This is a genomic window from Pseudomonas sp. ES3-33, from assembly GCF_000952175.1.
In the GTDB taxonomy this organism is placed as follows: domain Bacteria; phylum Pseudomonadota; class Gammaproteobacteria; order Pseudomonadales; family Pseudomonadaceae; genus Aquipseudomonas; species Aquipseudomonas gregormendelii.
Map to the genome: position 1 here is coordinate 16,313 of NZ_JZRI01000079.1, position 25,933 is coordinate 42,245.

The 25,933-nt window shown below is 60.5% G+C and carries 22 protein-coding genes; 10 read left to right on the forward strand and 12 right to left on the reverse strand.

All coding sequences use genetic code 11. The features are described from left to right. Positions 1–65: 65 nt before the first annotated feature. On the reverse strand, positions 66–2,570 hold the full coding sequence (plsB, locus tag UB23_RS15085) for a glycerol-3-phosphate 1-O-acyltransferase PlsB (protein WP_045060116.1): 2,505 nt from the start codon (positions 2,568–2,570) through the stop codon (positions 66–68). Positions 2,571–2,734: 164 nt separating this feature from the next. Between plsB and UB23_RS15090 the strand changes: the two genes are divergently transcribed. Next, complete coding sequence (locus UB23_RS15090; RefSeq protein ID WP_010462862.1) at positions 2,735–2,944, forward strand: cold-shock protein; 210 nt, start codon at positions 2,735–2,737, stop codon at positions 2,942–2,944. Between the two features lie 120 nt (positions 2,945–3,064). Here the strand turns inward: UB23_RS15090 and UB23_RS15095 are convergent, their stop codons facing one another. From UB23_RS15095 to UB23_RS15110, 4 genes are all read right to left on the reverse strand, one after another. Continuing rightward, positions 3,065–3,442 carry a hypothetical protein gene (locus UB23_RS15095; protein WP_045060117.1) on the reverse strand — a complete coding sequence of 126 codons (378 nt, stop codon included), beginning with the start codon at positions 3,440–3,442 and terminating at the stop codon, positions 3,065–3,067. Between the two features lie 75 nt (positions 3,443–3,517). Continuing rightward, entirely contained in the window at positions 3,518–4,327 is an 810-nt protein-coding gene (locus tag UB23_RS15100; RefSeq protein ID WP_045060118.1) for a putative RNA methyltransferase, read from the reverse strand. Continuing rightward, a complete protein-coding gene (gene dapE, locus UB23_RS15105; RefSeq protein WP_045060119.1) occupies positions 4,327–5,478 on the reverse strand; it encodes a succinyl-diaminopimelate desuccinylase in 1,152 nt (383 codons plus the stop codon). Before dapE ends, UB23_RS15100 begins: the two co-directional genes overlap by 1 nt. Positions 5,479–5,581: 103 nt before the next feature. Beyond that, positions 5,582–8,170 carry a glycosyltransferase gene (locus UB23_RS15110; protein WP_045060120.1) on the reverse strand — a complete coding sequence of 863 codons (2,589 nt, stop codon included), beginning with the start codon at positions 8,168–8,170 and terminating at the stop codon, positions 5,582–5,584. 225 nt (positions 8,171–8,395) lie between these two features. Between UB23_RS15110 and tcdA the strand changes: the two genes are divergently transcribed. Beyond that, a complete protein-coding gene (gene tcdA / locus UB23_RS15115; protein ID WP_177328560.1) occupies positions 8,396–9,208 on the forward strand; it encodes a tRNA cyclic N6-threonylcarbamoyladenosine(37) synthase TcdA in 813 nt (270 codons plus the stop codon). 148 nt (positions 9,209–9,356) lie between these two features. On the opposite strand, the gene UB23_RS15120 is transcribed toward tcdA, so the two are convergent. The 4 genes from UB23_RS15120 to UB23_RS15135 all read right to left on the reverse strand — a co-directional run bounded on the left by UB23_RS15120 (position 9,357) and on the right by UB23_RS15135 (position 12,617). Beyond that, complete coding sequence (locus tag UB23_RS15120; protein ID WP_045060122.1) at positions 9,357–9,761, reverse strand: SufE family protein; 405 nt, start codon at positions 9,759–9,761, stop codon at positions 9,357–9,359. Continuing rightward, complete coding sequence (locus tag UB23_RS15125) at positions 9,758–10,963, reverse strand: aminotransferase class V-fold PLP-dependent enzyme (RefSeq protein WP_045060123.1); 1,206 nt, start codon at positions 10,961–10,963, stop codon at positions 9,758–9,760. The genes UB23_RS15120 and UB23_RS15125 overlap by 4 nt, the downstream gene beginning before the upstream one ends. Before the next feature lie 277 nt (positions 10,964–11,240). After that, positions 11,241–12,275 carry a 2,3,4,5-tetrahydropyridine-2,6-dicarboxylate N-succinyltransferase gene (gene dapD / locus UB23_RS15130; RefSeq protein ID WP_045060124.1) on the reverse strand — a complete coding sequence of 345 codons (1,035 nt, stop codon included), beginning with the start codon at positions 12,273–12,275 and terminating at the stop codon, positions 11,241–11,243. Between the two features lie 33 nt (positions 12,276–12,308). Then, a complete protein-coding gene (locus UB23_RS15135; protein WP_236695863.1) occupies positions 12,309–12,617 on the reverse strand; it encodes an arsenate reductase in 309 nt (102 codons plus the stop codon). Positions 12,618–12,860: 243 nt separating this feature from the next. Here UB23_RS15135 and UB23_RS15140 point away from each other — a divergent pair, with 243 nt between their 5' ends. Continuing rightward, complete coding sequence (locus tag UB23_RS15140; protein WP_045060126.1) at positions 12,861–14,492, forward strand: Na+/H+ antiporter; 1,632 nt, start codon at positions 12,861–12,863, stop codon at positions 14,490–14,492. Positions 14,493–14,603: 111 nt separating this feature from the next. On the opposite strand, the gene dapC is transcribed toward UB23_RS15140, so the two are convergent. The 3 genes from dapC to map form a co-directional block, all read right to left on the reverse strand. Beyond that, entirely contained in the window at positions 14,604–15,803 is a 1,200-nt protein-coding gene (gene dapC, locus UB23_RS15145) for a succinyldiaminopimelate transaminase (RefSeq protein WP_045060127.1), read from the reverse strand. A 117-nt stretch (positions 15,804–15,920) separates the two neighbouring features. Then, the gene (locus tag UB23_RS15150) at positions 15,921–18,623 is read right to left on the reverse strand and encodes a [protein-PII] uridylyltransferase (RefSeq protein WP_045060128.1); all 2,703 of its coding nucleotides are present in this window, start codon (positions 18,621–18,623) and stop codon (positions 15,921–15,923) included. Positions 18,624–18,667: 44 nt separating this feature from the next. After that, on the reverse strand, positions 18,668–19,450 hold the full coding sequence (gene map / locus UB23_RS15155; RefSeq protein ID WP_045060129.1) for a type I methionyl aminopeptidase: 783 nt from the start codon (positions 19,448–19,450) through the stop codon (positions 18,668–18,670). A gap of 374 nt (positions 19,451–19,824) precedes the next feature. Between map and rpsB the strand changes: the two genes are divergently transcribed. From rpsB to ispC, 7 genes are all read left to right on the forward strand, one after another. After that, complete coding sequence (gene rpsB / locus UB23_RS15160; RefSeq protein WP_003219330.1) at positions 19,825–20,562, forward strand: 30S ribosomal protein S2; 738 nt, start codon at positions 19,825–19,827, stop codon at positions 20,560–20,562. 191 nt (positions 20,563–20,753) lie between these two features. Then, complete coding sequence (gene tsf, locus UB23_RS15165; RefSeq protein ID WP_028622556.1) at positions 20,754–21,617, forward strand: translation elongation factor Ts; 864 nt, start codon at positions 20,754–20,756, stop codon at positions 21,615–21,617. Between the two features lie 210 nt (positions 21,618–21,827). Continuing rightward, positions 21,828–22,571 (forward strand): UMP kinase, encoded by a 744-nt coding sequence (gene pyrH, locus UB23_RS15170; RefSeq protein ID WP_003172271.1) that lies wholly within the window; start codon positions 21,828–21,830, stop codon positions 22,569–22,571. Beyond that, positions 22,568–23,125, forward strand: a complete 558-nt coding sequence (gene frr, locus UB23_RS15175) for a ribosome recycling factor (protein ID WP_045060130.1) — start codon at positions 22,568–22,570, stop codon at positions 23,123–23,125. The genes pyrH and frr overlap by 4 nt, the downstream gene beginning before the upstream one ends. Before the next feature lie 13 nt (positions 23,126–23,138). Beyond that, positions 23,139–23,894: a polyprenyl diphosphate synthase gene (gene uppS / locus UB23_RS15180; protein ID WP_045060131.1), complete on the forward strand. Its 756-nt coding sequence runs from the start codon at positions 23,139–23,141 to the stop codon at positions 23,892–23,894. Next, entirely contained in the window at positions 23,894–24,700 is an 807-nt protein-coding gene (locus UB23_RS15185; RefSeq protein WP_045060132.1) for a phosphatidate cytidylyltransferase, read from the forward strand. The genes uppS and UB23_RS15185 overlap by 1 nt, the downstream gene beginning before the upstream one ends. Continuing rightward, positions 24,697–25,887, forward strand: coding sequence for a 1-deoxy-D-xylulose-5-phosphate reductoisomerase (gene ispC, locus UB23_RS15190; protein WP_045060153.1), 1,191 nt, complete (start codon positions 24,697–24,699; stop codon positions 25,885–25,887). The genes UB23_RS15185 and ispC overlap by 4 nt, the downstream gene beginning before the upstream one ends. Positions 25,888–25,933: the final 46 nt, after the last annotated feature.

Sequence of the window (25,933 nt, forward strand, 5' to 3'; positions counted from 1 at the left end):
TGTCTGATACACCGCCATCGCGAGCAAGCATGGCTCCTGCAGGGGAATTCATTGCCACAAGGACTTCATGAAATTTCGATTGGTGCGGGTGGCTGATCCGCTGCATCTTCGCTGCGGTGCAAGGCCACCTGGCGGATCGACAGGCGAATCTCCGCCGGCAACACCCGCTTCGCCGCGCCTTCAGCCAGTTCGCCCAGCAGCTCGTGATAGCTCAGCTTGCCGGCTTCGTCACGGCGCAACACGTCAAGGTCGAGCATGGTCTGGATGAAGTGCCGGAACAGGCTCTTGTCAAAGAATTCCGGAGCGTTCAAGCCGTGCAGGATCGACAGGCGCTGGGCCATGACGGTACACAGGTCTTCCAGTTCTTCGGCGCTGACGCTGTGCTGGCCGCTGTTGAGCAGCAAGGACACGGTCATGTAGAAGCGCTGCAAGGTCTGGGCGATGCTCTTGGACAACAGGGTCAGCAGCACGAAGTGTCGCGAGCTCGGCGCCGGGCGCAGGTACACATTGTTTTCGAATCGCAACAGGCCTTGCTCGACGAATGCCTCCAGCCATTGATCGACCACCGCATCGAGTTCATCCAGGGACCAGCGAATGAACAGCTCCGACTGCAGGTACGGGTACAGCGCGCGGGTGTAGCGCAGGATCTGCTCCCGGCTCATGCGCGAGGCGCTCTGGAAGAAACTGGCCAGCAGCGCGGGCAGCGCGAAGATATGCAGCACGTTGTTGCGGTAGTAGGTCATCAGGACGGCGTTCTGCTCGTCCAGGTACAGGATCTTGCCCAGGGCATCGCTCTGCTCGGAGAGCAGGTCCATGTCCTTCACGTGCTCGATCAGCGCCCGACCATCGCCTTCCGGCAGGGTGGTGTGCGGCGAGTACGGTACTTTGCGCAGCAGCGCCAGGTACAGGTCGAGCACCCGCGCCATCGCGCGATCGTCCAGGGCCAGGCGGCTGGTGGAGAGCAGGGCGAGTGCGACCAGGTTGACCGGGTTGATGGCTGCCGCTTCGTTCAGGTGCTGCGCGACTTTTTCGCCCAGGCGATGGGTGGTTTCGTTGAGCCACGCCGGCTTGAACTGCGGGCCGAGTTCCTGCTGGCGCCAGTCGGGCTGCTCGCTGTCGAGGAACTCCGCCAGTTTGATCGGCTCGCCGAAGTTGACGGCCACCTGGCCGAAGCGTTGCTTGAGGGCGCCGATGACTTTGAAGATGTCGAAGATCGATTCCTTCTTCTTCGTGGCCCCTCGTAGCTCGCCCAGATAGGTACGACCTTCCAGCACTCGCTCGTAACCGATGTACACCGGCACGAAGACGATAGGCATCCGCGAGGACCGCAGGAAGCTGCGCAACGTGATCGCCAGCATCCCGGTTTTTGGTTGCAGCATGCGCCCGGTGCGCGAGCGGCCACCTTCGACGAAGTATTCGACCGGAAAGCCTTTGGTGAACAGGGTGTGCAGGTATTCATTGAACACTGAGGTGTACAACGGGTTGCCCTTGAACGTGCGGCGCATGAAAAACGCGCCGCCGCGGCGCAGCAGGCTGCCGATCACCGGCATGTTGAGGTTGATCCCGGCGGCGATGTGCGGCGGAGTCAGGCCGTTGCGGAACAGCAGGTAGGACAGCAGCAGGTAATCGATATGGCTGCGATGGCACGGCACGTAGATGACTTCGTGACCCTGGGCGACCTTTTGCACGCCTTCGATGTGGTTGACCTTGATCCCGTCGTAGATCTTGTTCCAGAACCAGCTCAGCACGACTTCGAGGAAACGGATCGCGGTATAGGTGTAGTCCGACGCGATCTCGTTGCCATAGCGCAGGGCCTGGGCCTTGGCTTTTTCCGGGGAGATGTTCTCGCGCTCGGCCTCCTCGAGGATCGCCTGCTTGACCAGCGGCTGGTTGAGCAAGCCCTTGACCAAGTTGCGCCGGTGGGAGATGTCCGGCCCGATCACGGCGGCTTTCAGGTTGCGAAAGTGCACCCGCAGGATGCGCTGGGCCATGCGCACTGTGCGCTCATGGCCCTTGTTGTGATCGATGAGCTCACGCAGGTGAATCGGCGCGGAAAACTGTACCCGGGTCTTGCGGCCCAGCACGATGATGCTCAGCAACCTGCGCAGGCGGCCGGTGACTGCCCAGCTGTCGGCGAACAGCAGTTTCCACGGGCTCGATTCGCTGTCTGGCGACTGGCCCCAGAACACGCTGACGGGAATGATCTGCGCGTCTTCGGCGGCATTCTGGCTCAGGGCACTGACCAGCCGGGTCAGGGTCGGCGGCGCGCCACGCTTGTCCTGGCGGCCGAGCCAGTCGGGGTCGGGTGTCAGGTAGAAAAACGCCGCTGGCTCCAGCAGGTTGCCCACCGACACCGGCAGGACCGGGCGCGGCAGACCGGCCTTGGTGCATTCGGTATCGACCACGGCAAGGTCGGTCAGCGAAGGATTTTGCAGGACGTAGAACACCGGCCGGCTGCGGTCGAGGTTGAGGGTGAACGACGACTGGTTGATCGTCTCCGAGCGAACCCAGAGGTACAGCAGTCGGCGCAAGGTGCCAAACACTAGACGGCGGAACGGGGAGCGGGTCATACGGCTTCTGCGTGAGTGAATGAGACCGAGCATTTGCTCGGGCGGTCGATAGTGTGCCGGATTCATCGAAAATCGGCAAAAAAGCGGCTAAGTAAAGTTCAGTTGAGAGTTTTTCGGGCTGTCCTATACTCGCGCCTCAACAATAAAAAGAAGAGGTGCGATTCATGGCAACGCGCGAGACTGGCAATGTGAAGTGGTTCAACGACGCCAAGGGTTATGGCTTCATTCAGCGCGAGGACGGGGTGGACGTTTTCGTGCACTACCGCGCGATCCGCGGCGAGGGGCATCGTTCGTTGGCGGAAGGGCAGCAGGTCGAATACGCCGTAGTGACGGGAGAAAAGGGATTGCAGGCTGAGGATGTGGTTGGGTTGTAAATTTTAAGATCAAAAGATCGTCCGAACGCGGCCCGAACCTTCGGCAGCTCCTACAGGTGTACACATGACCCTGTAGGAGCTGCCGAAGGTTCGGGCCGCGTTCGGACGATCTATTCGCTTTTATGCGGTCTTCCAGGTGATCTCTTCTTCACCATCAGCGCTGATGCGCATCCAGCGATCCGCGGTCTCTTCACCTTCTTCCTCGACCCAAGTACCTGGCGCGCAGCGTACTTCGACGTTCAGTGCGGCAAATGCAGCGCGGGCGCAGGCGATGTCGTCTTCCCACGGGGTCTGGTCACTTTCCAGGTACAGGCTGTTCCATTTTCCTACAGCCTTCGGCAACCAGGTCACCGGGACATTGCCGGCCTTGCACTTGTAGGTCTGGCCCTTCTGGACCCAGTCGGTGCACGGCCCCAAGGCTTCGCCGAGCCAGGTGGCGACCGCCTTGTAGTCAACGTCAGCGTCTTTCAGGTAAATCTCGATATCGGGTTGGCGCATGGATGTCCTCACTGCGGGTCTGAAAAATCCATTCGCGGATTTAGCCGGCCTCAAGTTGTTAACTCAAGACCAAAATTATTGAAGTACGAAGTAATCGTAACGCATTGAAACGGTGACCTCGAACGGTTCAACCTGCTCGATCACCGCAGCCCGGCGTTCGGCACTGGCGCGCCAGCCATGGGGCGTCATGGCCAACAGGTTGGCACGGTCCAGGCCGCTTGCCAGGCTCAGGCGAAACTCCAGGGTTTCACTGTGCGCCAGCACCATGCCCTGCGGTACCAGGGCCAGATGCTTGTCGTCGGTGTATTCACGGACTTCATCGTACAGGCGCTCGCGTAATTCCATCAGGTGGCCGCTGGTCGGTCCGACCTTCATCAGGCCGCCACCGGAGCTGAGCAGGCGCTTGGCTTCTTCCCAGTCCAGGGGACTGAACACGCTGGCCAAAAACTGGCAACTGCCGGAAGCCAGCGGCACCCGCGCCATACTGGCGATCAGCCAGGTTAGTTGCGGGTTGCGCTTGCAGGCGCGTTTGACCGCTTCCCGGGAAATATCCAGCGCGTAGCCGTCGGCATTGGGCAGTGCCTGGGCGATTTGTGCGGTGTAATAGCCTTCGCCACAACCGATGTCCAGCCAGCGTTGCGGCGCGTACTGCGCCGCCAGTTCGGCCAGGCGCCGGGCCACCGGGGCATAATGACCGGCGTTGAGGAAGTCACGGCGAGCCTCGACCATCGCCAGGTTATCCCCAGGGTCGCGACTGTTCTTGTGCTGTACCGGCAGCAGGTTGAGGTAACCCTGGCGTGCGCGGTCGAACCGGTGTCCCGCGGGGCAGGCCACGCCGTTGTCCACGTCGTTCAGCGGTTCGCTGCAGATCGGGCAGGCGAGCATCAGGCGAGCAACTTGATCAGGGTCTGGTAGTAGATTTCGGTCAGCACGTCGAGATCGGCGGCCAGCACTCGCTCGTTGACCTGGTGGATGGTCGCGTTGACCGGCCCCAGTTCGACGACCTGGGTGCCCATGGTGGCGATGAAACGTCCGTCAGAGGTGCCACCGCTGGTGGACGCCTTGGTGTCGCGACCGGTGATGTCCTTGATGCTCGATGCAACCGCATCCAGCAAAGCGCCTGGCTCGGTCAGGAACGGCAGGCCGGACAACGCCCAGTCGATGTGCCAGTCCAGGCCATGCCGGTCGAGGATGTCGGCAACGCGTTTCTGCAGGCCTTCAACCGTGGACTCAGTGGAGAATCGGAAGTTGAACACCGCCACCAGGTCGCCCGGAATCACGTTGGTTGCGCCGGTGCCGGAATTCACGTTGGAAATCTGGAAGCTGGTAGGCGGGAAGAAGTCGTTGCCGTTGTCCCAGTGCTCGACGGCCAGTTCGGCCAGCGCCGGGGCAGCCAGGTGGATCGGGTTCTTGGCAAGGTGCGGGTAAGCAACGTGACCTTGCACGCCGCGCACGGTCAATTTGGCACCCAGGGAGCCACGGCGACCGTTCTTCACCACATCGCCCACCAGTGTGGTGCTCGACGGTTCGCCGACGATGCACCAGTCCAGGCGCTCCTTGCGTGCAGCCAGACGCTCGACCACGGCCTTGGTCCCGTGATGGGCGGGGCCTTCTTCGTCGCTGGTGATCAGGAATGCGACCTTGCCCTTGTGGTTCGGGTAGTCGGTGACGAAGCGCTCGGCGGCCACGGTCATCGACGCCAGGCTGCCTTTCATGTCCGCCGCGCCACGGCCGCAGAGCATGCCGTGTTCATCGATCAGCGCGTTGAACGGGTCGATTTGCCAGGCGGCCACCGGGCCGGTTGGCACGACGTCGGTGTGGCCGGCAAAACACAGTACCGGGCCCGCGTCCTGGCCGTGGGTGGCCCAGAAGTTATCCACATCCTCGATGCGCATCGGTTCCAGCGTGAAACCGGCATCGCCCAGGCGCTGCATCATCTGCTTCTGGCAATCGGCGTCGAGCGGCGTCACGGATGGACGGCGGATGAGGTCGATGGCGAGTTGAAGGGTCGGCGAAAGGTCGGCGTGGGCCGTCATGTAGAAGCTCCGAGGTGCGCACGGTAAACCTGTGCAAAAGGGCAATCATTCTAAAGCAAAACGGCGACCCGAAGGCCGCCGTTTGACGTTATCCCATAACGGATTATGCCGTTGCCGGTTCGGCTTCCAACGAAGGTTTGGGCAACGAGGACAGGAACGCCATGATCAATGCCGCCAGGTACGGCAGCGATTGCACCAGCAACATGGTGACCCAGAAGCGCATGTCATTACTTGGCAAGCCGTTCACCAGGAAGATCCCCAATGCCGCGCCCCACAACAGCAACATGATGAACACTTCTTCGCGCGCCTCCGAAATCGCCACCCAGAAGCCGTGGTTGTCGGCATTTTTCGGCGTGCGGAAGAACGGAATGCTGCTGGTGAAGAACCCGTACAGCACCGCTTTGGCGATGGTGTGCGACAACGCCAGCCCTGCCAGCGCCGCACAGAAGGCATCCTTGAGGTTCACCCCGACCGCGCGGCGGTACAGGAAGATGATCTTGCCGACCTTGAACACGAACAGTGCCAGGGGCGGAATCGCGAAAATCAGCAACGGTGGATCGACCCGCTGCGGCACGATGATCATCGCCGCCGACCACAGCAGGGCGCCGACCGTGAAGAAGATATTCATGCCGTCCGCCACCCACGGCAGCCAGCCCGCGAGGAAGTGGTAACGCTGGCCGCGGGTCAGTTCAGTGTCCTTGCCGCGCAACAGGCTCGCGGTGTGCCGCTTGATAATCTGAATCGCCCCATAGGCCCAGCGGAACCGCTGCTTCTTGAAGTCGATGAAGGTATCGGGCATCAGGCCCTTGCCGTAGCTGGTGTGGTAGTACGCTGCCGACAGGCCTTTTTCGAACACCCGCAGGCCCAGCTCGGCGTCTTCGCAGATGCACCAGTCAGCCCAGCCCAACTCCTCGAGCACCGAGCGACGGGTCATGGTCATGGTGCCGTGCTGGATGATCGCGTCACGGTCGTTGCGGGTCACCATGCCGATGTGGAAGAAACCTTTGTATTCCGCATAGCAGAGCTTCTTGAAGGTGCTTTCGTTCTGGTCGCGATAATCCTGCGGCGACTGCACCACGGCGATTTTCGGGTCGGCGAAGTGCGGCACCATGTGTTTGAGCCAGTTCGGGTCGACGCAGTAGTCGGAGTCGATCACTGCAATGACTTCGGCATCCTTGGCGGTGTGTGGGATCAGGTAGTTCAGCGCACCGCCCTTGAAGCCGGCCAGGGGGGCGACGTGGAAGAACTTGAAACGCGGCCCCAGGGTTTCGCAGTACGCCTGCACCGGTTCCCAGACGGCCGGGTCTTTGGTGTTGTTGTCGATGATCAGGACTTCGAAGTCCGGATAGTCGAGGTTGGCGAGGGCGTTGAGGGTTTGTTTGACCATCTCCGGTGGCTCGTTATAGCAAGGCACGTGGATCGAGACTTTTGGCCGATAGTTCGAGTCGCCCACCACTGGCAGGAATTCGCGCCGACGTTTGTGGGTCCATACCGCTTCGGCCAGTTCATGGGCCTCGGTCAGCAGCACGATGAACACGCCGAACGCACCGAGGGCGAGCAGGATGCCTACTGTCAGGCTGAACCAGGTGCTGTATTGCAGGCTGTAGTCATAACCGATCCACACCAGCACCGAACCGCAAAGGAATGCGATGAAGGTCAGGAACGTGCGACCACGCTGGCGCAGCGCCGAGCCGTCGATCATCAGCAGCGTCAGGGACAGCAGGGCCAGTACCACCGAGCCGACCGCCAGCACGCGCCATTGCGGGATTGCGACTACCGGGCCTTCAAAGTTGAATTTCTGCTGGCGTGCGGCATTGAATACACCCCAATAGGCGCCCACCGAACCTTCGTCACTGGCCTTCCACGGTTGGTCGAAGGCTTCGATCACGAAGTAGTTGAAGCCCTGGCGGTTGAGCTTGTTGACCAGCGTGCGCAAATAGATCGCCTGGTCTGCCGGCGACGCATCGGCGCCACCGCGCATGCGGCCGTTGCTCGGCCAGCCAACCTCCGAGAGCAGCAGGGGTTTTTTGGGGAACATTTTCTTCAGGTCACGGGCGCGGTCCAGTACAAATTGCCCGGCCTTGTCCACCGGGATGAACTCCCAGTAGGGCAATACGTGAGCGGCGATCAGGTCGACGTGCTTGGCCAGCTCCGGGTGTTCTTCCCAGACGTGCCATTGTTCGGACGTGGTCACGGGCACTTTCACCGCCGCGCGTACGCGATCGAGAATCATGCCCAGTTCCGCAGCGGTAATTTCCTTACGGAAGATTGCCTCGTTTCCTACAACCACCCGCACCACGCTGCGCGAAGTGTTGGCGATTTCAATGGCGCGCAGGATTTCCCGCTCATTGCGCTCCTCGTCCGGGCTGATCCAGATGCCCAGGGTGACACGCAAGCCGAACTCTTCCGCGAGCTTGGGAATATTCCCCAGCGTGCCATCGACCGAATAAGTGCGGATGTTGTCCGTCAGCTTGCTCATGATCTCCAGGTCACGGCGCATTTCATCGTCGTTTGGATATTGATCTTTTTGCGGGTACTGGCCTTGCTGGAACGGCGAATAGGAGAAGCCGGAGATCTGTTCAGGCCAGTTGGGAGCGGTGACCGGGCGATTGATCAGCGCCCAGAAGCCGGTAAACAAGGCTGCGATGGCGAGCACCACGACCAGGTTGAGTCCAAATTTACGCGATGACATAGCTTTTTCGGGTTCCAAAGGCTGTGGAACGAAGGGGCGGTTGGCGACTGACTGACAAGGGCAAGGGTGCACATCCTACACTGTAGGTTCTCTGATCCTACAGCTAGCAGGGAAATGTCCTACATTGGGCACTCTGATTTCACATAAGTTCTTACACTTGTCGCCGACGCTTAAACTTGTCTCGCGATGGCCCTATACTGCGCGCCGGTTTTTGGGGTAATGGTCATGAGTACAGAAGATCCACGGTTTGCCGGCATCGCCCGCTTGTATGGCATCGAGGGCCTTGAGCGCCTGCGCGCGGCGCATGTGGCAATCGTCGGCGTCGGTGGCGTCGGTTCCTGGGCAGCGGAAGCGATCGCGCGCTGCGGTGTGGGAGAGATTTCGCTGTTCGACCTGGATGACGTCTGCGTCAGCAACGCCAACCGCCAGTTGCATGCGCTGGACAGCACCGTGGGCAAGCCCAAGGTCGAGGTGATGGCCGAGCGCTTGCGTGGGATCAACCCGGCTTGCACCGTGCACGCGGTGGCGGATTTCGTTACCCGCGAGACCATGGCCGAATACATCACGCCGAATATCGACTGCGTGATCGATTGCATCGACAGCGTCAACGCGAAGGCGGCACTGATTGCCTGGTGCAAGCGCCGCAAGATCCAGATCATCACCACCGGGGGCGCGGGCGGGCAGATTGATCCGACGCTGATTCAGGTCTGTGACCTGAACCGTACGTTCAACGACCCGCTGGCTTCGAAAGTGCGTTCCACGCTACGCCGCGATTACAACTTCTCGCGCACCGTGACCCGGCATTACAGCGTGCCTTGCGTGTTTTCCACCGAACAACTGCGCTACCCGAAACCCGATGGCAGCATTTGCCTGCAGAAGAGTTTCGTGGGCGATGGGGTGAAGCTGGACTGCGCCGGCGGGTTTGGCGCGGTGATGATGGTGACGGCGACGTTCGGCATGGTCGCGGCGACCAAGGCTGTGGACAAGATCGTGGCGGGAGTGCGGCGCCCGGCGGATCGCATCAAACCCGAGGCATAGGCACTTGAAGGAGCTGCCGAAGGCTGCGATCTTTTGATCTTTTGATCTTTAGCGTCGAAGTGGGCGCCGAAGATCAAAAGATCGCAGCCTTCGGCAGCTCCTACGGGTACAACAGAGCGCGTCGACCGCATTGCCAGCAAGTCGGCCCCTACGGGGCGAGTTCTTGCATGCGCTGCAGTACTGCATTGAGGCCATTGCTGCGCGAGGGGGAGAGCTGCCGGCCCAGTCCCAGTTGATTGAACCATTGCGGCAAATCGACCTGCTTCAATTCGCTCGCCGGCAGGCCATTGACCCGCGCCAGCAGCAACGCCACCAACCCGCGAATCAACCGCGCATCACTGCTCGCGGCAAACTGCCAGTGGCCGTCCTGCAGCGAGCCCACCAACCACACCTGGCTTTCACAGCCATGCACGCGGTTGGCGTCGACTTTGTCCTCATCGCCGAGTGCAGGCAGGCGGTCGCCCCACTGCATCAACAGGCGCGCGCGTTGTTCCCAGCCTGCGGCTTCCTGGAAGGTGGCCAGCGCCGTGACGGCGTCCGCTGGCAGGCTCATCGCAGCAACTCCAGGGCCTGGTCCAGGGCTTCAAAGAACCGCTCAAGATCATCGGAGTCGTTGTACAGCGCCAACGACACCCGGATCGCGCCGGCCAGTTCAAGACTCTTCAGCAACGGCATGGCGCAGTGATGACCAGCGCGCACGGCAATCCCCTGTTCGGTCAGCAGGTGCGCCAGATCCGAGTTATGCACACCCTCGACCACAAAGCTGGCCAGGGCCAGTTGCGGTTTGCCCAGCAGGCGAATGCCGTTGCGGGCTTGCAGGCCCTTGAGCAAATAGTCGTGCAGGGCGGCTTCATGGGCCGACACGGCTTCCTGATCCAGACCTGCCAGATAATCCAGGGTGGCGCCGAGCCCGATGACGCTGGCGATCGGCGGTGTTCCGGCTTCGAAACCCAGGGGCGCGGGACGAAAACGAGCGTCGTGATAATTGGCATCGAGCACCATCTCGCCGCCGTATTGCCAGTGGCGCAGGTGTGCCAGTGCTTCATGCCGGCCAAACAGCACACCGAGGCCATCCGGTCCGTACAGCTTGTGGCTGGAAAACACATAGAAGTCGCAACCCAGGGCCTGCACGTCGTGGCGACCGTGAACGATCCCTTGGGCGCCATCGACTACGGTGATGGCGCCGTGGCTCCGTGCCAGGGCCAACAGGGCGGGTAACGGTTGCCAGGCTCCCAGCACGTTGGAGAGCTGGCTGACAGCCAGCAGGCGAGTGCTCGGGCCGATGAGCAGGGCGGCGGCGTCCAGGTCGATGAGGCCGTCGGTGTCCAGTGGCAGGATCACCAGCTTCAGCTTGTGGCGATGGGCCAATTGCTGCCATGGCAGCAGGTTGGCGTGATGCTCCAGGGCGCTGATAACGATCTCGTCGCCCGGCTGGAATGAGTGTTCCAGGCCATAGGCCAGGAGATTCAACGCGGAGGTGGCGCCGTGGGTGAAGATGATCTGCCCGCTATCGCCGGCATTCAGCCATTGTCCGGCTTTGCGGCGGCTGTCCTCGAATGCCTGGGTCGCGTGGGCGCCGGGCAGGTGTTGTGCCCGATGCACGTTGGCGGCGCCGTTGGCGTAGTAGTGCGCCAGAGCATCCAGCAGGGCTTGGGGTTTTTGCGTGGTGGCGGCGTTGTCCAGATAAGTCTGGTCTTGCCGTTGCAGTGCGGCGATGGCCGGGAAGTCGGCGCGCCACGGGGAGGGGATCATCATGCAAATGGGCCCTGCAAAACATGGGCGGGAAAATGCCAAACCCGTTGTAGGAGCGAGCTTGCTCGCGATGGGACGTCAACGATAACTCGGGCTACTTTAATAACCGCGTTGCCCTAGCGTTTTTCGCGAGCGAGCTCGCTCCTACAGAATTGACTGTGCACCTGTAGGAGCGAGCTTGCTCGCGATGGACGTCAACGATAACTCTGGCTACCTGAATAGCCGCATTGTCGTAGCGATTTTCGCGAGCGAGCTCGCTCCTACAGGTTAATGGCGCAGTTTAGTTGTGAGCGTGCAGCGCTTCGTTCAGTTCGATGGCCGATTTGTGGGTCTTGCATTCCACGGCACCGGTTTCCGAGTTGCGACGGAACAGCAGGTCGGATTGACCGGCCAGTTCACGGGCCTTGACCACTTTCACCAGCTGGTTTTTCTCGTCCAGCAGCGCAACCTTGGTGCCAGCGGTCACGTACAGGCCAGACTCAACGGTGTTGCGATCGCCCAGTGGAATGCCGATACCGGCATTGGCGCCGATCAGGCAGCCTTCGCCTACCTTGATCACGATGTTGCCGCCGCCCGACAGGGTGCCCATGGTGGAGCAACCGCCGCCCAGGTCCGAGCCCTTACCAACGAATACGCCTGCCGAGACACGACCTTCGATCATGCCCGGGCCTTCGGTGCCGGCGTTGAAGTTGACAAAACCTTCGTGCATCACAGTGGTGCCTTCACCGACATAAGCGCCCAGGCGCAGGCGGGCCGCATCGGCGATACGCACGCCAGCCGGTACGACGTAGTCGGTCATCTTCGGGAATTTGTCTACCGAGAACACTTCCAGCAGCTCGCCGCGCAGACGGGCTTCGAGTTGCAGTTCGGCCAGTTCACTCAGGTCGATTGCGCCCTGGCTGGTCCAGGCTACGTTCGGCAGCAGCGGGAAGATCCCGGCCAGGTTCAGGCCATGGGGCTTGACCAAACGATGGGACAACAGGTGCAGCTTGAGGTACGCCTCTGGGGTAGAAGTCAGTTGCGCGTCTTCGGCCAGCAGGGTGGCGACCAGCGGCTTGTGGCTTTCGGCCAGTCGGGTCAGCAACTTGCCTTGTACCGCGTCGATGCCCTTCACGGCTTCAGCCAGTTGCGCAGCCTGCGCGGTGGTGAAGGTGATGGCCTGGTTGCCTTCGCTGTAAGCGAGAATTGGCGCGACGGCAGCCACCAGTTCGGCCGACGGATTCAACAGCGGCTGAGGGTAAAACACTTCCAGCCATGCGCCTTGACGATTCTGGGTGCCGACGCCGAAAGCGATGCTGAACAGGGAATTGGACATGTAAATACCTCTAACAAAATTGAACGGGCTGGCTTACTTGAGCGCTGCCGCGTAAATATCTGGCTTGAAGCCAATCAGGGTTCGGTCACCGAGATCGAGCACAGGGCGCTTGATCATCGAGGGTTGCGCGAGCATCAATTCGATGGCTTTCGATTGGTCGAGATCGGCTTTGCGTTCGTCTTCGAGTTTGCGAAAGGTCGTGCCTGCGCGGTTCAACACCACTTGCCAGCCGTGCTCGTTACACCACTGGGTCAGGTGTTCACGGTCAATTCCGGCCGTTTTGTAATCGTGGAAGTCGTAGCTGACAGCGTGTTCATCAAGCCAGGTGCGCGCCTTTTTCATGGTGTCGCAAGCTTTGATGCCGAAAAGGTGCAAGGTTTTACTTGAAACGGTCAAGGAATTGCCCCCTTTACAGGTGCTGGAAAAAAAGGTGAAGGATTATGCCATGACCTTGCGGTTAGCGCGTAAACCTGTGGGAGTGAGGCAGTTTGATACCCGCGATGCGACATAGGTGTAACGGCCAGCCCGCAGTCTAAACCGCTAATATGGCACTTCAATGCTGTCGATTGCCTGGGAAAACGCTTTATGCAAACCGCCTACACCGTCCTGATCCTGCTGATGCTGGTCAGTGTATCCCGTCTGGTAGGGCGGGTTATCCCGCTGCCCTTGCCGCTGGTGCAGATTTGCGCCGGAGCCCTGCTGGCCTGGCCGACGCTGGGGTTGCATGTGGCACTGGACCCTGAATTGTTTCTATTTCTGTTTTTGCCGCCTTTGTTGTTTTCCGATGGCTGGCGGATGCCCAAGCGCGAGCTATGGCGCCTGCGGGGGCCGATCCTGACGCTGGCAGTGGGCCTGGTGTTGTTCACTGTGGTGGGCGCCGGTTATTTCATTCATTGGTTATTGCCAAGCATTCCCTTGCCGGTGGCGTTCGCGCTGGCGGCAGTCTTGTCGCCTACGGATGCCGTGGCGGTGTCGGCGATTTCGCAGAACAGGCTGCCGACGCCATTGATGCACATGTTGCAGGGCGAGGCACTGATGAACGACGCCTCAGGCCTGGTGACGTTCAAATTTGCCTTGGCTGCCGCTGTCACCGGCGTGTTCTCCCTGGCCAATGCGAGCCTGACATTCGTCCTGGTAGCGGTCGGCGGGCTGGCGGTCGGGGTTGCGCTGAGCTGGCTGGTCGGGCGCCTGCGCTCCTGGATGATCGCGCGCGGCTGGGATGACCCCGCGACCCACGTGGTGTTTATGCTGTTGCTGCCCTTCGCCGCCTACGTACTGGCCGAGCGCCTGGGAGCATCGGGCATCCTGTCGGCGGTGGCGGCAGGGATGATGCAGAGTTGGCTCGACCTGCTGCCGCGCCAGACCAGTACCCGACTGCTCAATCGCAGCGTCTGGTCGCTGCTGGAGTTCGCTTTCAACGGTTTGATTTTCCTGCTGCTGGGCTTGCAGCTGCCGGACATCATCAAGGCAGTTGCCAGTCATGAAACCTCGTTGTGGCCGACCTTGCTCTACCGCTGCCTGGATGTGCTGGCAATCTTTCTGGTGCTGTTGGTGTTGCGGTTCGTGTGGGTGCAAAGCATCTGGCGCTTGTCAGGCCTGCTGCGCCGCTGGCGCGGCAAGGTTGAAATGACGCAGGTTCCGACTGCGCGCTCGTGCTGGTTACTGACCGTTGGCGGCGTACGCGGGGCGGTGACGCTGGCGGGTGTGTTGTCGGTGCCGATGTTGATGGGTGGCGTGGCATTCCCCGAGCGTGACTTGCTGATATTCATCGCGGCCGGGGTGATCCTGCTGTCACTGATTGCGGCGTGTATTGCGCTGCCGTTGCTCCTGCGTGGCATCGAAAAAAGCCCCGACGACAAGCGGCGCAATGAAGTGCGTGAGGCCTGGCGCAAGACCGCCGAGGCGGCAATTCATGCGCTCGAAGCCGAAGAAGCCAAGCCGCAGGACGCGGCGCAGGCAGCACTCGCCGCCGAGCTCAAGGCGCGGATCATGTCCGAATACCGGCATCAGCTGGAGGTGTTCAACGATTCGGCGGAAGCCCAGGCACTGGCGTTTCAGATGGACCTGCTGGAGCGGCGCATGCGCTTGAAAGCATTGCGGGCGCAGCGACTGGAACTGTATAGCCTCAGCCGTCATCACCAGATTGGCGATGACGTACTGCGTGAGGTGTTGGCGGAGCTGGATTTGAGCGAGGCCAATTTGGGGCAGGTGAAGTAATGGTGACCCGCCCGGTAGGAGCTGCCGAAGGCTGCGATCTTTTGACTTTCAGCGTCCTTGAAGACGCCAAAAGATCGCAGCCTTCGGCAGCTCCTACCGGGGGGGCGGCGCTTAGCTGCGGCGTTGGATGAACGCGCGGATACGTTCAGCGGCCTCGACGCACTCGGCCAGCGGCGCAACCAGTGCCAGGCGCACGCGCCCAGCCCCGGGGTTGAACCCGTCGACTTCGCGGGACAGGTAGGAGCCCGGCACCACCGTCACATGTTCTTCCGCGTACAGGTCGCGGCAAAACGCCTCGTCATCACCTTCAACGTTCGGCCACAGGTAGAAACCGCCGTCCGGACGCTGCACGTCCAGCACCGGGCTGAGGATTGCCAGCACGGCGTCGTATTTCTCGCGGTACAGGTCGCGGTTGGCGCGCACGTGCACTTCGTCATTCCATGCGGCTACGCTGGCCAGCTGAGTCTGCACAGGCATCGCACAGCCGTGGTAGGTGCGATACAGCAAAAAGCCCTTGAGGATGTCGGCGTCACCGGCCACGAAGCCCGAGCGCAGGCCCGGCAGGTTGGAACGCTTGGACAGGCTGTGAAACACCACGCAGCGCTTGAAGTCCTGGCGACCCAGTTCCACGCAGGCGCTGAGCAGGCCGGCGGGTGGGGTCTGTTCGTCGAAGTACAACTCGCTGTAGCACTCGTCGGCGGCGATAACGAAGTCGTATTCGTCGGCCAGGGCGATCAGCTTTTTCAGGGTTTCGACTGGAATCAGTGCGCCAGTGGGGTTGCCCGGCGAGCACAGGAACAGGATCTGGCAGCGTTTCCAGATATCCGGCGAAACTGCGTCGAAGTCCGGATTGAAGCCATTGGCATCAAGGCACGGCAGATAGTGCGGCTTGGCGCCTGCCAGGAACGCCGCACCTTCGTAGATCTGGTAGAACGGGTTAGGGCTGACCACCAGCGCGTCATTGGCACGATTGACCACCGTCTGGGTGAAAGCGAACAGCGCTTCTCGAGTGCCGTTGACCGGCAGCACGTTGCGCGCCGGGTCGAGCCAGCCGTTAGGAACGCTGAAGCGTCGTTCGCACCAGGCAGCGATGGCTTCGCGCAATGCGGCAATGCCGAGGGTGGTCGGGTACACGGCCATCTGATCCAGATTGCTTGCCAGTGCTTCAGCAACAAAGGCGGGCGAGCGGTGCTTGGGCTCGCCGATGGACAGGGCGATAGCGCGCTTGTCCGGGTTTGGCGTGACGCTGCCGAGCAGGGCGCGGAGCTTCTCGAACGGGTAGGGCTGCAACTGGGTCAGGGCGTTGTTCATGGGGGCCTCATTCAATGTAGGAGTGAGCCTGCTCGCGATAGCGTTGTGTCAGTCATTGGCGATGTTGAATGGACGGACGCCATCGCGAGCAGGCTCGCTCCCACAGGGGGGGATAATTCAGATAGTGAGTCGCGACAGCTTTATTTCGGATTCCTGGTTGACGGTCAATTGCTCGACGATCGCATCCTGCAAGCGGCTGCACAGCAACGGGTCGGACAAAGGCTGATTGTTCGCATCGGTGATGAAGAACACGTCTTCCACGCGCTCGCCCAGGGTGGCGATTTTCGCGTTCTGCAATGACAGGTCGAACTCAAGGAAGATGGTCCCGATGCGTGCCAGCAGGCCCGGGCGGTCCGGGGCGCTGAGTTCCAGCACAGTCACCGGGCGCTGGGCGTCGTTGTGGATCGTCACCTGGGGCGCGAACGCGAAATGCTTGAGCTGGCGCGGTACCCGGCGCTGAATGATGGTCGGGTAGTCGTCCGGGTTGCGCAGCGCCTCGGTCAGGCCTTCGCGGATCTGCTTGACCCGGGTCGGGTTGTCGCCAATCGAGTCGCCATCTGTATCGAGCACGATGTAGGTGTCGAGGGTGAACTGGCTGCTCGAGGTGATGACCCTTGCGTCGTGGATGTTCAGGTTGAGCTGGTCCATTGCCGCCACGGTCACGGCAAAAAAGTCGTGCTGGTCGGGGGCATAGATGAAGATCTGGGTACCGCCCTCGAATTCGCGCTGTGTGGTTTCCTTGATCAGCACCAGTGGCCCGCCGTCAGCCGGCTGCTGGAGGATCGCGTCGCTGTGCCAGGCCACGTCGCCAGCGGTGTGGCGCAGGAAGTAGTCATCCCCCAGTTGCGCCCATAGCTGCTCGACGTCGTCCGGATCGGTCCCGCCGCGTACCAGGATGTCCAGGGCAGCACTTTGGGTCTGGCGAATCTGCTCCTCGCGGTCCACCGGGTTTTCCAGGCCGCGGCGCAGGGCCCGCTTGGTCTCGGTGTAGAGCTGGCGCAGCAGGCTGGCGCGCCAGGAGTTCCACAGCGTCGGGTTGGTGGCGTTGATGTCCGCCACGGTCAGCACGTATAGATAGTCGAGATGGGTTTCGTCTCCGATGATCTGCGCGAAGTCATGGATCACTTGCGGGTCCGACAGGTCCTTGCGCTGGGCAGTGGTCGACATCACCAGGTGATTCTGCACCAGCCAGACGATCAGGCGGCTGTCCCACACCGGCAACTGGTGGCGCTGGCAGAACGCCTCGGCATCGACTGCGCCGATTTCCGAGTGGTCGCCGTGCCGGCCTTTGCCGATATCGTGATACAGGCCGGCCAGGTAGATCAATTCAGGTTTGGGCAGCTTGGCCATGAGCTTGCTGGCCAGCGGGAATTTCTCTGACACCTGGGTGTACTGCAGCTTACGCAAGTGCTTGATCAGATTCAGGGTGTGGGCGTCGACCGTATAGATGTGGAACAGGTCGTGCTGCATTTGCCCGACGATAAAGCCGAACTCAGGCAGGTAGCGCCCGAGGATGCCGTAGCGGTTCATTCGGCGCAGGTTGCGATGAATGCCGATCTTGCACTTGAACAGCTCGATGAACAGGCTGGTGTTGCGAATGTCGTTGCGAAACTCATCGTCGATCAGGTGACGGTGCTCGCGCAGCAGGCGAATGGTATCGGCGCGCACGCCCTTGATTTCCGGCTGCTGGGCCATCAAAACAAAGATTTCCAGCATGGCGAACGGGGTGCGGCGGAACACGTTATCGTTGCGCGCCTCGATGTAGCCGTCGTGCAACTGGAACCGCGAGTTGATCGGCTGTGGCGGCGCTTCGTCATCCGGGGCGAGGATGACTTCCTCGAAATGCTGGATGATCAGGTCGCTGAGCTGGGCGATGCTCATGACCACCCGGTAGTACTGCTGCATGAAGTTTTCGATGGCTTGCTTGGCATCATCGCCTTCAAAACCCAGCAGCCCGGCAATCGTGCGCTGGTGATCGAACAGCAGGCGGTCTTCGGAGCGACCGGCGAGCATGTGCAGGGCGTAGCGCACCTTCCACAGGAACTCCTGGGACGAGGCCAGCAGGGCATTTTCGCTTTCAACCAGGAAGCCTTCGCCTGCCAGCGCCCGCAGGTTCAAGGTGCCGTACTCGCGCCGGGCCACCCACAGAATCGTCTGGATGTCCCGCAGGCCGCCGGGCGAGCCTTTGACGTTGGGTTCCAGGTTGTATTCGGTGTCGTTGTACTTGTGGTGGCGGGCCTTCTGTTCAGCGCGCTTGGCCAGGAAGAAGTCTTTGCTGGGCCACATGTGCGCGGTGCTGGTGACGTCGAGCATGCGCTGGCGAAGACGCTCGGGGCCACTGATGGTGCGGCTTTCCATCAGGTTGGTGACAACCGTCAGATCGGCGCGGGCTTCAATGGCGCATTCGTCCACCGAGCGAACGCTTTGGCCGACTTCCAGGCCAATGTCCCACAGCAGCGTAAGAAAGCGCTCGATGGAATCGCGGAAAACTTCGTGATCGGCGCTGTCCAGCAGGACCAGCAGGTCGATGTCGGAATAAGGGTGCAGCTCGCCGCGACCGTAGCCGCCGACCGCCACCAGTGCGATGTCGGCGTCTTCGCTCCAGTCGAATTGTTCCCAGGCCTTTTGCAGGATGTTATCGACGAACCAGGCGCGATCCTCGATCAGGCGCCGAATGTCGCGGCCGCTGCGAAAGCGCCCGTCGAGCACTTCGCGGGCCTGGCGAATGGCCTTCTTGAAGGCGGCAATGGGGCTCGCCTTCAGGGCCAGTTCAGCCTGGAACTGGCCGCGGTCGAAGAGTTCTGGATCCACCTGCGGCATCGATTGGCTTTCCTTTCTATGGACGGGGAGCTGCGCGGGTTGAATCAGGCCGAAACGCGAGGGATGGTGTCATCGGCGCGCAGGGTGAAAATCTCGTAGCCAGTCTCGGTCACGACCAGGGTGTGTTCCCATTGCGCGGAGAGCTTGCGGTCCTTGGTAATGGCAGTCCAGCCGTCGCCCAGCACCTTGGTGTCGGCCTTGCCCTGGTTGATCATAGGCTCAATGGTGAAGGTCATGCCCGCCTTGAGCTCCATGCCGGTGCCGGCACGACCGTAGTGCAGGATCTGCGGCTCTTCGTGAAACACTTTGCCGATGCCGTGGCCGCAGAACTCGCGAACCACCGAAAAACCGTTCTTTTCAGCGTGCTTCTGGATCACTTCGCCAATGTCGCCCAGGCGGCAGCCCGGTTTGACGATTTCGATAGCCTTGTACATGCATTCCTGGGTGACCTGGGACAAACGCTCGGCCCAGACCGGTACGGTGCCGACGTGGAACATGCGGCTGGTGTCGCCGTGATAGCCGTCCTTGATCACGGTCACGTCGATGTTCAACGTGTCGCCATTCTTCAATGGTTTCTCGTTGGGAATGCCATGGCAGACCACATGGTTGATCGAGGTGCAGATTGACTTCGGGTAGCCTTTATAATTCAGCGGCGCAGGAATGGCCTGTTGCACATTGACGATGTAGTCATGGCAAATGCGGTCCAGTTCTTCGGTGGTGACACCCGGTTTGACATGTTCGGCGATCATTTCCAGCACATCGGCGGCCAGTTTGCCGGCGACACGCATTTTTGCGATGTCCTCTGGTGTCTTGAGGTTGACGGTCATACAGGCTCTCTCTGCGCTCGATGGCGCTTCACTAAGTCAAGATGGGCGGTGCGCAAACGATCTTCGCCGCCCTGAAAAACGCGATTCTACCAGACGATCAGTGCAAATCTGAGGCTCTGTGCATTGCTTCCTCATATAGATGGGCGCATTCCAGGGGGATTCCAAGGGCGCGGATAAAGGCGTGCGTCAGGAATTGAGAATCCGGGTTCCGTTTTTGCGAGTCTTATGGTATAAAATGCGCCGCTTTCCGGGGATACCCCGAAAGGCTTAAATCCACACACGTGTCGACACGATGACCTGGGTGCCTTCAGCTGATGCTGCTGGTTGGTCATTGGGATACGTGGAGGCCAAACCCGACTTATTAAGGAACTATCATGTCCCAAGTCAACATGCGCGATATGCTGAAGGCCGGTGTGCACTTCGGTCACCAGACCCGTTACTGGAACCCGAAAATGGGTAAGTACATTTTCGGCGCGCGTAACAAGATTCACATTATCAACCTTGAAAAAACCCTGCCAATGTTCAACGAAGCTCTGACTTTCGTAGAGCGCCTGGCCCAGGGCAAAAACAAGATTCTGTTCGTCGGCACCAAGCGTTCCGCTGGCAAGATCGTTGCTGAAGAAGCAGCACGTTGCGGTTCGCCGTACGTCGATCACCGCTGGTTGGGCGGCATGCTGACCAACTTCAAAACCATCCGTGCTTCCATCAAGCGTCTGCGTGACCTTGAAGTGCAAGCCGAAGACGGTACTTTCGCCAAGCTGACCAAGAAAGAAGCGCTGATGCGCACTCGCGATCTTGAGAAGCTCGATCGTTCCCTGGGTGGTATCAAGGACATGGGCGGTCTGCCAGACGCTCTGTTCGTTATCGACGTTGATCACGAGCGCATCGCGATCACCGAAGCCAACAAGCTGGGTATCCCGGTTATCGGCGTAGTCGATACCAACAGCAGCCCGGAAGGCGTTGACTACATCATCCCAGGCAACGATGACGCAATCCGCGCTATCCAGCTGTACATGGGTTCGATGGCTGACGCTGTAATCCGTGGCCGCAACCACGTTGCTGGTGGTACCGAGCAGTTCGTTGAAGAAGCTCCGGTAGCTGCAGCTGAGTAATTGACGCCTTGGCGTTGACTCAGTAAGCAAAAAGGGGGCTTGGCCCCCTTTTTGCCACCTCGAAAACCATTTGTGTGCAGCGCAGTTGCAGCCTTGTAATGTGCAGCCGCTATCAAATAAGGCTTCGGGAAGAATTGAACGCCCGTTTGCTCGGGTGGAATGGTTGAAAACCTATCCAAGAGGATTTTGAAATGGCAGAGATTACTGCAGCGTTGGTCAAAGAACTGCGCGAGCGCACCGGCGAAGGCATGATGGATTGCAAAAAGGCCTTGACCAAGGCCGGCGGCGACATCGAAAAAGCCATTGATGACATGCGTGCTTCGGGCGCCATCAAGGCTGCCAAGAAAGCAGGCAACGTAGCTGCTGAAGGCGCTATCGCTCTGAAAGAAGACGGTAAGTCCGCCGTTCTGCTGGAAGTGAACTCGCAGACCGACTTCCTGGCTTTGCAGGACGACTTCAAGGCATTTGTCGCATCCAGCGTTGAAAAAGCGTTCGCTGACAAACTGACTGACGTTGCTCCGCTGATCGAAGCTCAAGAAGCTGATCGCCTGGTACTGGTCGGCAAGGTTGGCGAAAACGTCAACATCCGTCGCCTGGCTCGCGTTGAAGGTGATGTTGTTGGTGGCTACCTGCACGGCAACAAAATCGGTGTTGCGGTTGTTCTGAAAGGCGGCGACGTTGAGCTGGCTAAAGACATCGCGATGCACGTAGCTGCGACCAACCCTGAATTCCTGCTGCCATCGGAAGTTTCGGCTGAAGCGGTAGAGCGTGAGAAGGGCGTGTTCCTGACCCTGAACGCTGACAAGATCGCCGGCAAGCCGGAGAACATTGTTGAAAACATGGTCAAAGGCCGTATCAGCAAGTTCCTGGCTGAAGCGAGCCTGGTTGAGCAGGCGTTCGTCAAGAACCCTGAAATCAAGGTTGGCGAACTGGCCAAGAAAGCCGGTGCTGAAATCGTTTCCTTCACCTACTTCAAGGTAGGCGAAGGCATCGAGAAGCCGGTCGACAACTTCGCTGAAGAAGTTGCTGCCCAGCTGGCCGCCGCCAAGCAATAAGACAGTTTTCAACTGTCGCCCTGAAGAGGCTGCCCGCTCACGCGCGCAGCCTCTTTTCAGATGGGGGGCCAAATTTTTAATTGGTTTCCCTTTGGAACTGGCTTACAAAGCCATGTTCCGATGGCGCTGAAGCAGCGCCAAGCTAGAGTGAACGCCAGCTGTAAACAGCTCGCAAAGAATTTTTAAAATACGCCGCAGGAGAGATTCGCAATGGCTCAGCAGGGCAGTGGTTATCAGGCTCGCTATAAACGCATTCTACTCAAGCTTAGCGGCGAGGCCCTGATGGGCTCGGAAGAGTTCGGGATCGATCCGAAAGTTCTGGATCGCATGGCACTGGAAGTCGGCCAGCTGGTTGGCATCGGTGTGCAGGTCGGTCTGGTGATCGGCGGTGGCAACCTGTTCCGCGGTGCAGCGCTGAGCGCAGCCGGCATGGATCGGGTAACTGGCGACCACATGGGCATGCTGGCCACTGTGATGAACGCCTTGGCCATGCGCGACGCGCTGGAACGTGCCAATATCTCGGCCATCGTGATGTCGGCTATTTCCATGGTAGGTGTGACTGATCATTATGATCGTCGCAAGGCCATGCGCCACCTGAACGCCAAGGAAGTGGTTATTTTCGCGGCCGGTACCGGCAATCCGTTCTTTACCACGGATTCGGCGGCATGCTTGCGTGCTATCGAAATCGATGCCGATGTCGTGCTCAAGGCGACCAAGGTCGATGGCGTCTACACTGCCGACCCATTCAAAGACCCGCATGCCGAGAAGTTCGATCATCTGACTTACGATGAAGTGCTGGATCGCAAGCTGGGTGTAATGGATCTGACAGCCATTTGCCTGTGCCGCGACCACAAGATGCCATTGCGCGTCTTTAACATGAACAAGCCCGGCGCCCTGCTGAATATCGTGCATGGCGGCGCTGAAGGGACCCTGATCGAGGAAGGCCAACAATGATCAACGAAATCAAGAAAGACGCTCAAGCGCGCATGCAGAAATCCCTGGAGTCTCTGTCCCACGCGTTTGGACAGATTCGTACCGGCAAGGCTCACCCGAGCATTCTGGGCAGCGTGATGGTGCCTTACTACGGTACCGACACCCCGTTGAGCGGCGTCGCCAACGTGACCGTCAAAGACTCCCGTACCCTGCAGGTCGTGGCGTTCGAGCGCAACATGCTCGCCGCAGTCGACAAGGCCATCCAGAGCGCCGGTTTGAACCTCAATCCGACCAACCTGGGCGAGCTGCTGCTGATCTCCATGCCGGCACTGACCGAGGAAACCCGCAAGGGCTTCACCAAGCAGGCTCGCAGTGCTGCGGAAGACGCTCGTGTTGCCGTGCGCAACATTCGTCGCGATGCGCTTGGCGACCTGAAGAAGCTGGTGAAGGACAAGGAAATCAGCGAAGACGAAGAACGTCGTGCCGCTGCCGATATCCAGAAGCTCACCGACAAGGCTGAGGCGGATATCGACGCTGCGACCAAGCAGAAAGAAGCGGACCTGATGGCCGTATAAGGGTCGCGTTTTCATGGAAAAGACTAAGCAGACTGCGCCCTTCGCGGTGCCGCGCCATGTCGCGATTATCATGGATGGTAACAACCGCTGGGCGAAAAAGCGCTTTTTGCCCGGTGTCGCCGGTCATAAGGCCGGCGTCGATGCGGTGCGTGCCGTGATCGAGGTGTGTGCCGAGGCCGGGGTCGAGGTATTGACCCTGTTCGCGTTCTCCAGCGAAAACTGGCAGCGCCCGGCCGATGAGGTCAGTGCCTTGATGGAGTTGTTCTTCAAGGCGCTGCGTCGCGAGGCCAAGCGCCTGAACGACAACAACATCAGTTTGCGCATCATTGGCGACCGTTCGCGCTTCCATCCCGAACTCCAGGCCGCCATGCGCGAGGCTGAAGCCATGACGGTGGGCGCCAATCGCCTGGTCTTGCAGATCGCCGCCAATTACGGTGGTCAGTGGGACATCGCTCAAGCCGCGCAACGCCTGGCTCGTGAAGTCCAGGCCGGGCATCTGCGTCCGGAGGACATCACGCCGGAGCTGCTGCAGACCTGTCTGTCGACGGGTGACCTGCCGCTGCCGGACCTGTGCATCCGCACCGGTGGCGAGCACCGCATCAGCAACTTCCTGCTGTGGCAGCTGGCTTACGCCGAATTGTACTTCTCCGACCTGTTCTGGCCGGACTTCAAACACGACGCCATGCGCAAAGCGCTGGCCGATTTCGCTTCGCGCCAGCGCCGCTTCGGTAAAACGAGCGAGCAGGTCGAAGCTGGAGCCCGGGCTTAATGCTTAAACAACGAATCATCACTGCACTGATCCTGCTGCCGATCGCCCTTTGCGGCTTTTTCCTGCTGGAAGGCTCCGGCTTTGCGCTGTTCATTGGCCTGGTCGTAACCCTGGGCGCATGGGAGTGGGCTCGCCTGGCGGGCTTTACCGCCCAGCCAGTTCGTGTCGGCTACGCGCTGGCCGTCGCGGTTATGCTGTTTTTCATGCATATATTGCCCGGGCTCGCGCCTTGGGTCCTGGGCGCTGCGGTGCTGTGGTGGGGCGTTGCAACCTATTTGGTGCTGACGTACCCGCGTTCGAGCGGTCATTGGTCGAGCGCCGCCTGCAAGCTGGTGATCGGCCTGCTGGTTCTCCTTCCGGCCTGGCAAGGCCTGATCCTGATCAAGCAGGAGCCTCTGGGCAACTGGCTGATCATGGCGGTGATGGTGCTGGTGTGGGGCGCGGATATCGGGGCTTATTTCTCCGGTCGAGCCTTTGGCAAGCGCAAGTTGGCGCCGCAGGTCAGTCCTGGCAAGAGCTGGGAAGGGGTCTACGGCGGCCTGGCGCTGGCGCTGGTCATTACGTTTTTCGTCGGGCTGGTTCGCGACTGGACGGTTGCAGAACTGCTCAAGGGCTTGATCGGTGCGGCGGTGATCGTATTCATCTCGGTGGTGGGCGACCTCACTGAGAGCATGTTCAAGCGCCAGTCCGGGATCAAGGACAGCAGTAACCTGCTGCCAGGTCACGGTGGGGTGCTGGATCGGATCGACAGCCTGACCGCGGCCATCCCGGTGTTTGCGGTGCTGTTGTGGATGGCGGCACCGTGAGTCGCCCACAGCAGATTACCGTGCTGGGGGCTACGGGCTCGATTGGCCTGAGCACCCTTGACGTCATTGCCCGGCACCCGGATCGCTTCCAGGTGTTTGCCCTCAGCGGGTTCACTCGTCTGAGCGAGCTGCTGGCCTTGTGTGTGCGCCATGCGCCAAGGTTTGCCGTGGTGCCTGAAGTCAACGCCGGTCGACGCCTGCAGGAAGAGTTGCGCGCGGCCGGCCTGTCGACGCAGGTATTGGTCGGCGAAGAGGGCTTGTGCCAGGTCGCAGCCGATCCGCAAGTGGATGCGGTGATGGCTGCCATCGTCGGAGCGGCAGGCTTGCGCCCGACCCTGGCGGCGGTCGAGGCCGGCAAAAAGATCCTGCTGGCTAACAAGGAAGCGCTGGTAATGTCCGGCGCCTTGTTCATGCAGGCGGTGCGCAAGAGCGGCTCGGTACTGTTGCCAATCGACAGTGAGCACAATGCGATCTTCCAATGCATGCCGCGGGATTTCGCCCAGGGCCTGGGTTCGGTCGGGGTTCGTCGTATTTTGCTCACGGCCTCCGGTGGTCCGTTCCGCCAGACGCCGCTGGCTGAGCTTCAACACGTGACGCCAGAGCAGGCCTGCGCTCATCCTAACTGGTCCATGGGGCGCAAGATTTCGGTCGATTCGGCCAGCATGATGAACAAGGGGCTTGAGCTGATCGAAGCCTGCTGGCTGTTCGACGCCAAGCCGTCCCAGGTCGAGGTGGTGATCCACTCGCAAAGTGTCATACATTCCCTGGTCGATTACATAGACGGTTCGGTGTTGGCGCAGTTGGGCAATCCCGATATGCGTACGCCGATCGCCAACGCCCTGGCCTGGCCGGAGCGCATTGACTCGGGTGTGGCGCCGCTGGACCTGTTCGCGATCGCTCGCCTGGACTTCCAGGCGCCTGATGAGGAGCGTTTCCCCTGCCTGCGCCTGGCGCGTCAGGCGGCCGAGGCCGGCAACAGTGCACCGGCCATGCTCAATGCAGCAAATGAGGTGGCGGTAGCCGCGTTTCTCGACGGAAGGATTCGTTATCTGGAAATCGCGAGTATTATCGAACAAGTGTTGAATCTTGAGCCGGTGGTTGCGGTGGAGGATCTCGATGCCGTATTTACGGCAGACGCCAAGGCTCGTGAACTGGCCGGGCAATGGCTGAGTCGCCACGGGCGCTGACACGTGTTGCAATGCGCAAGCCCATGCAGCACTGGATAGGATTGCG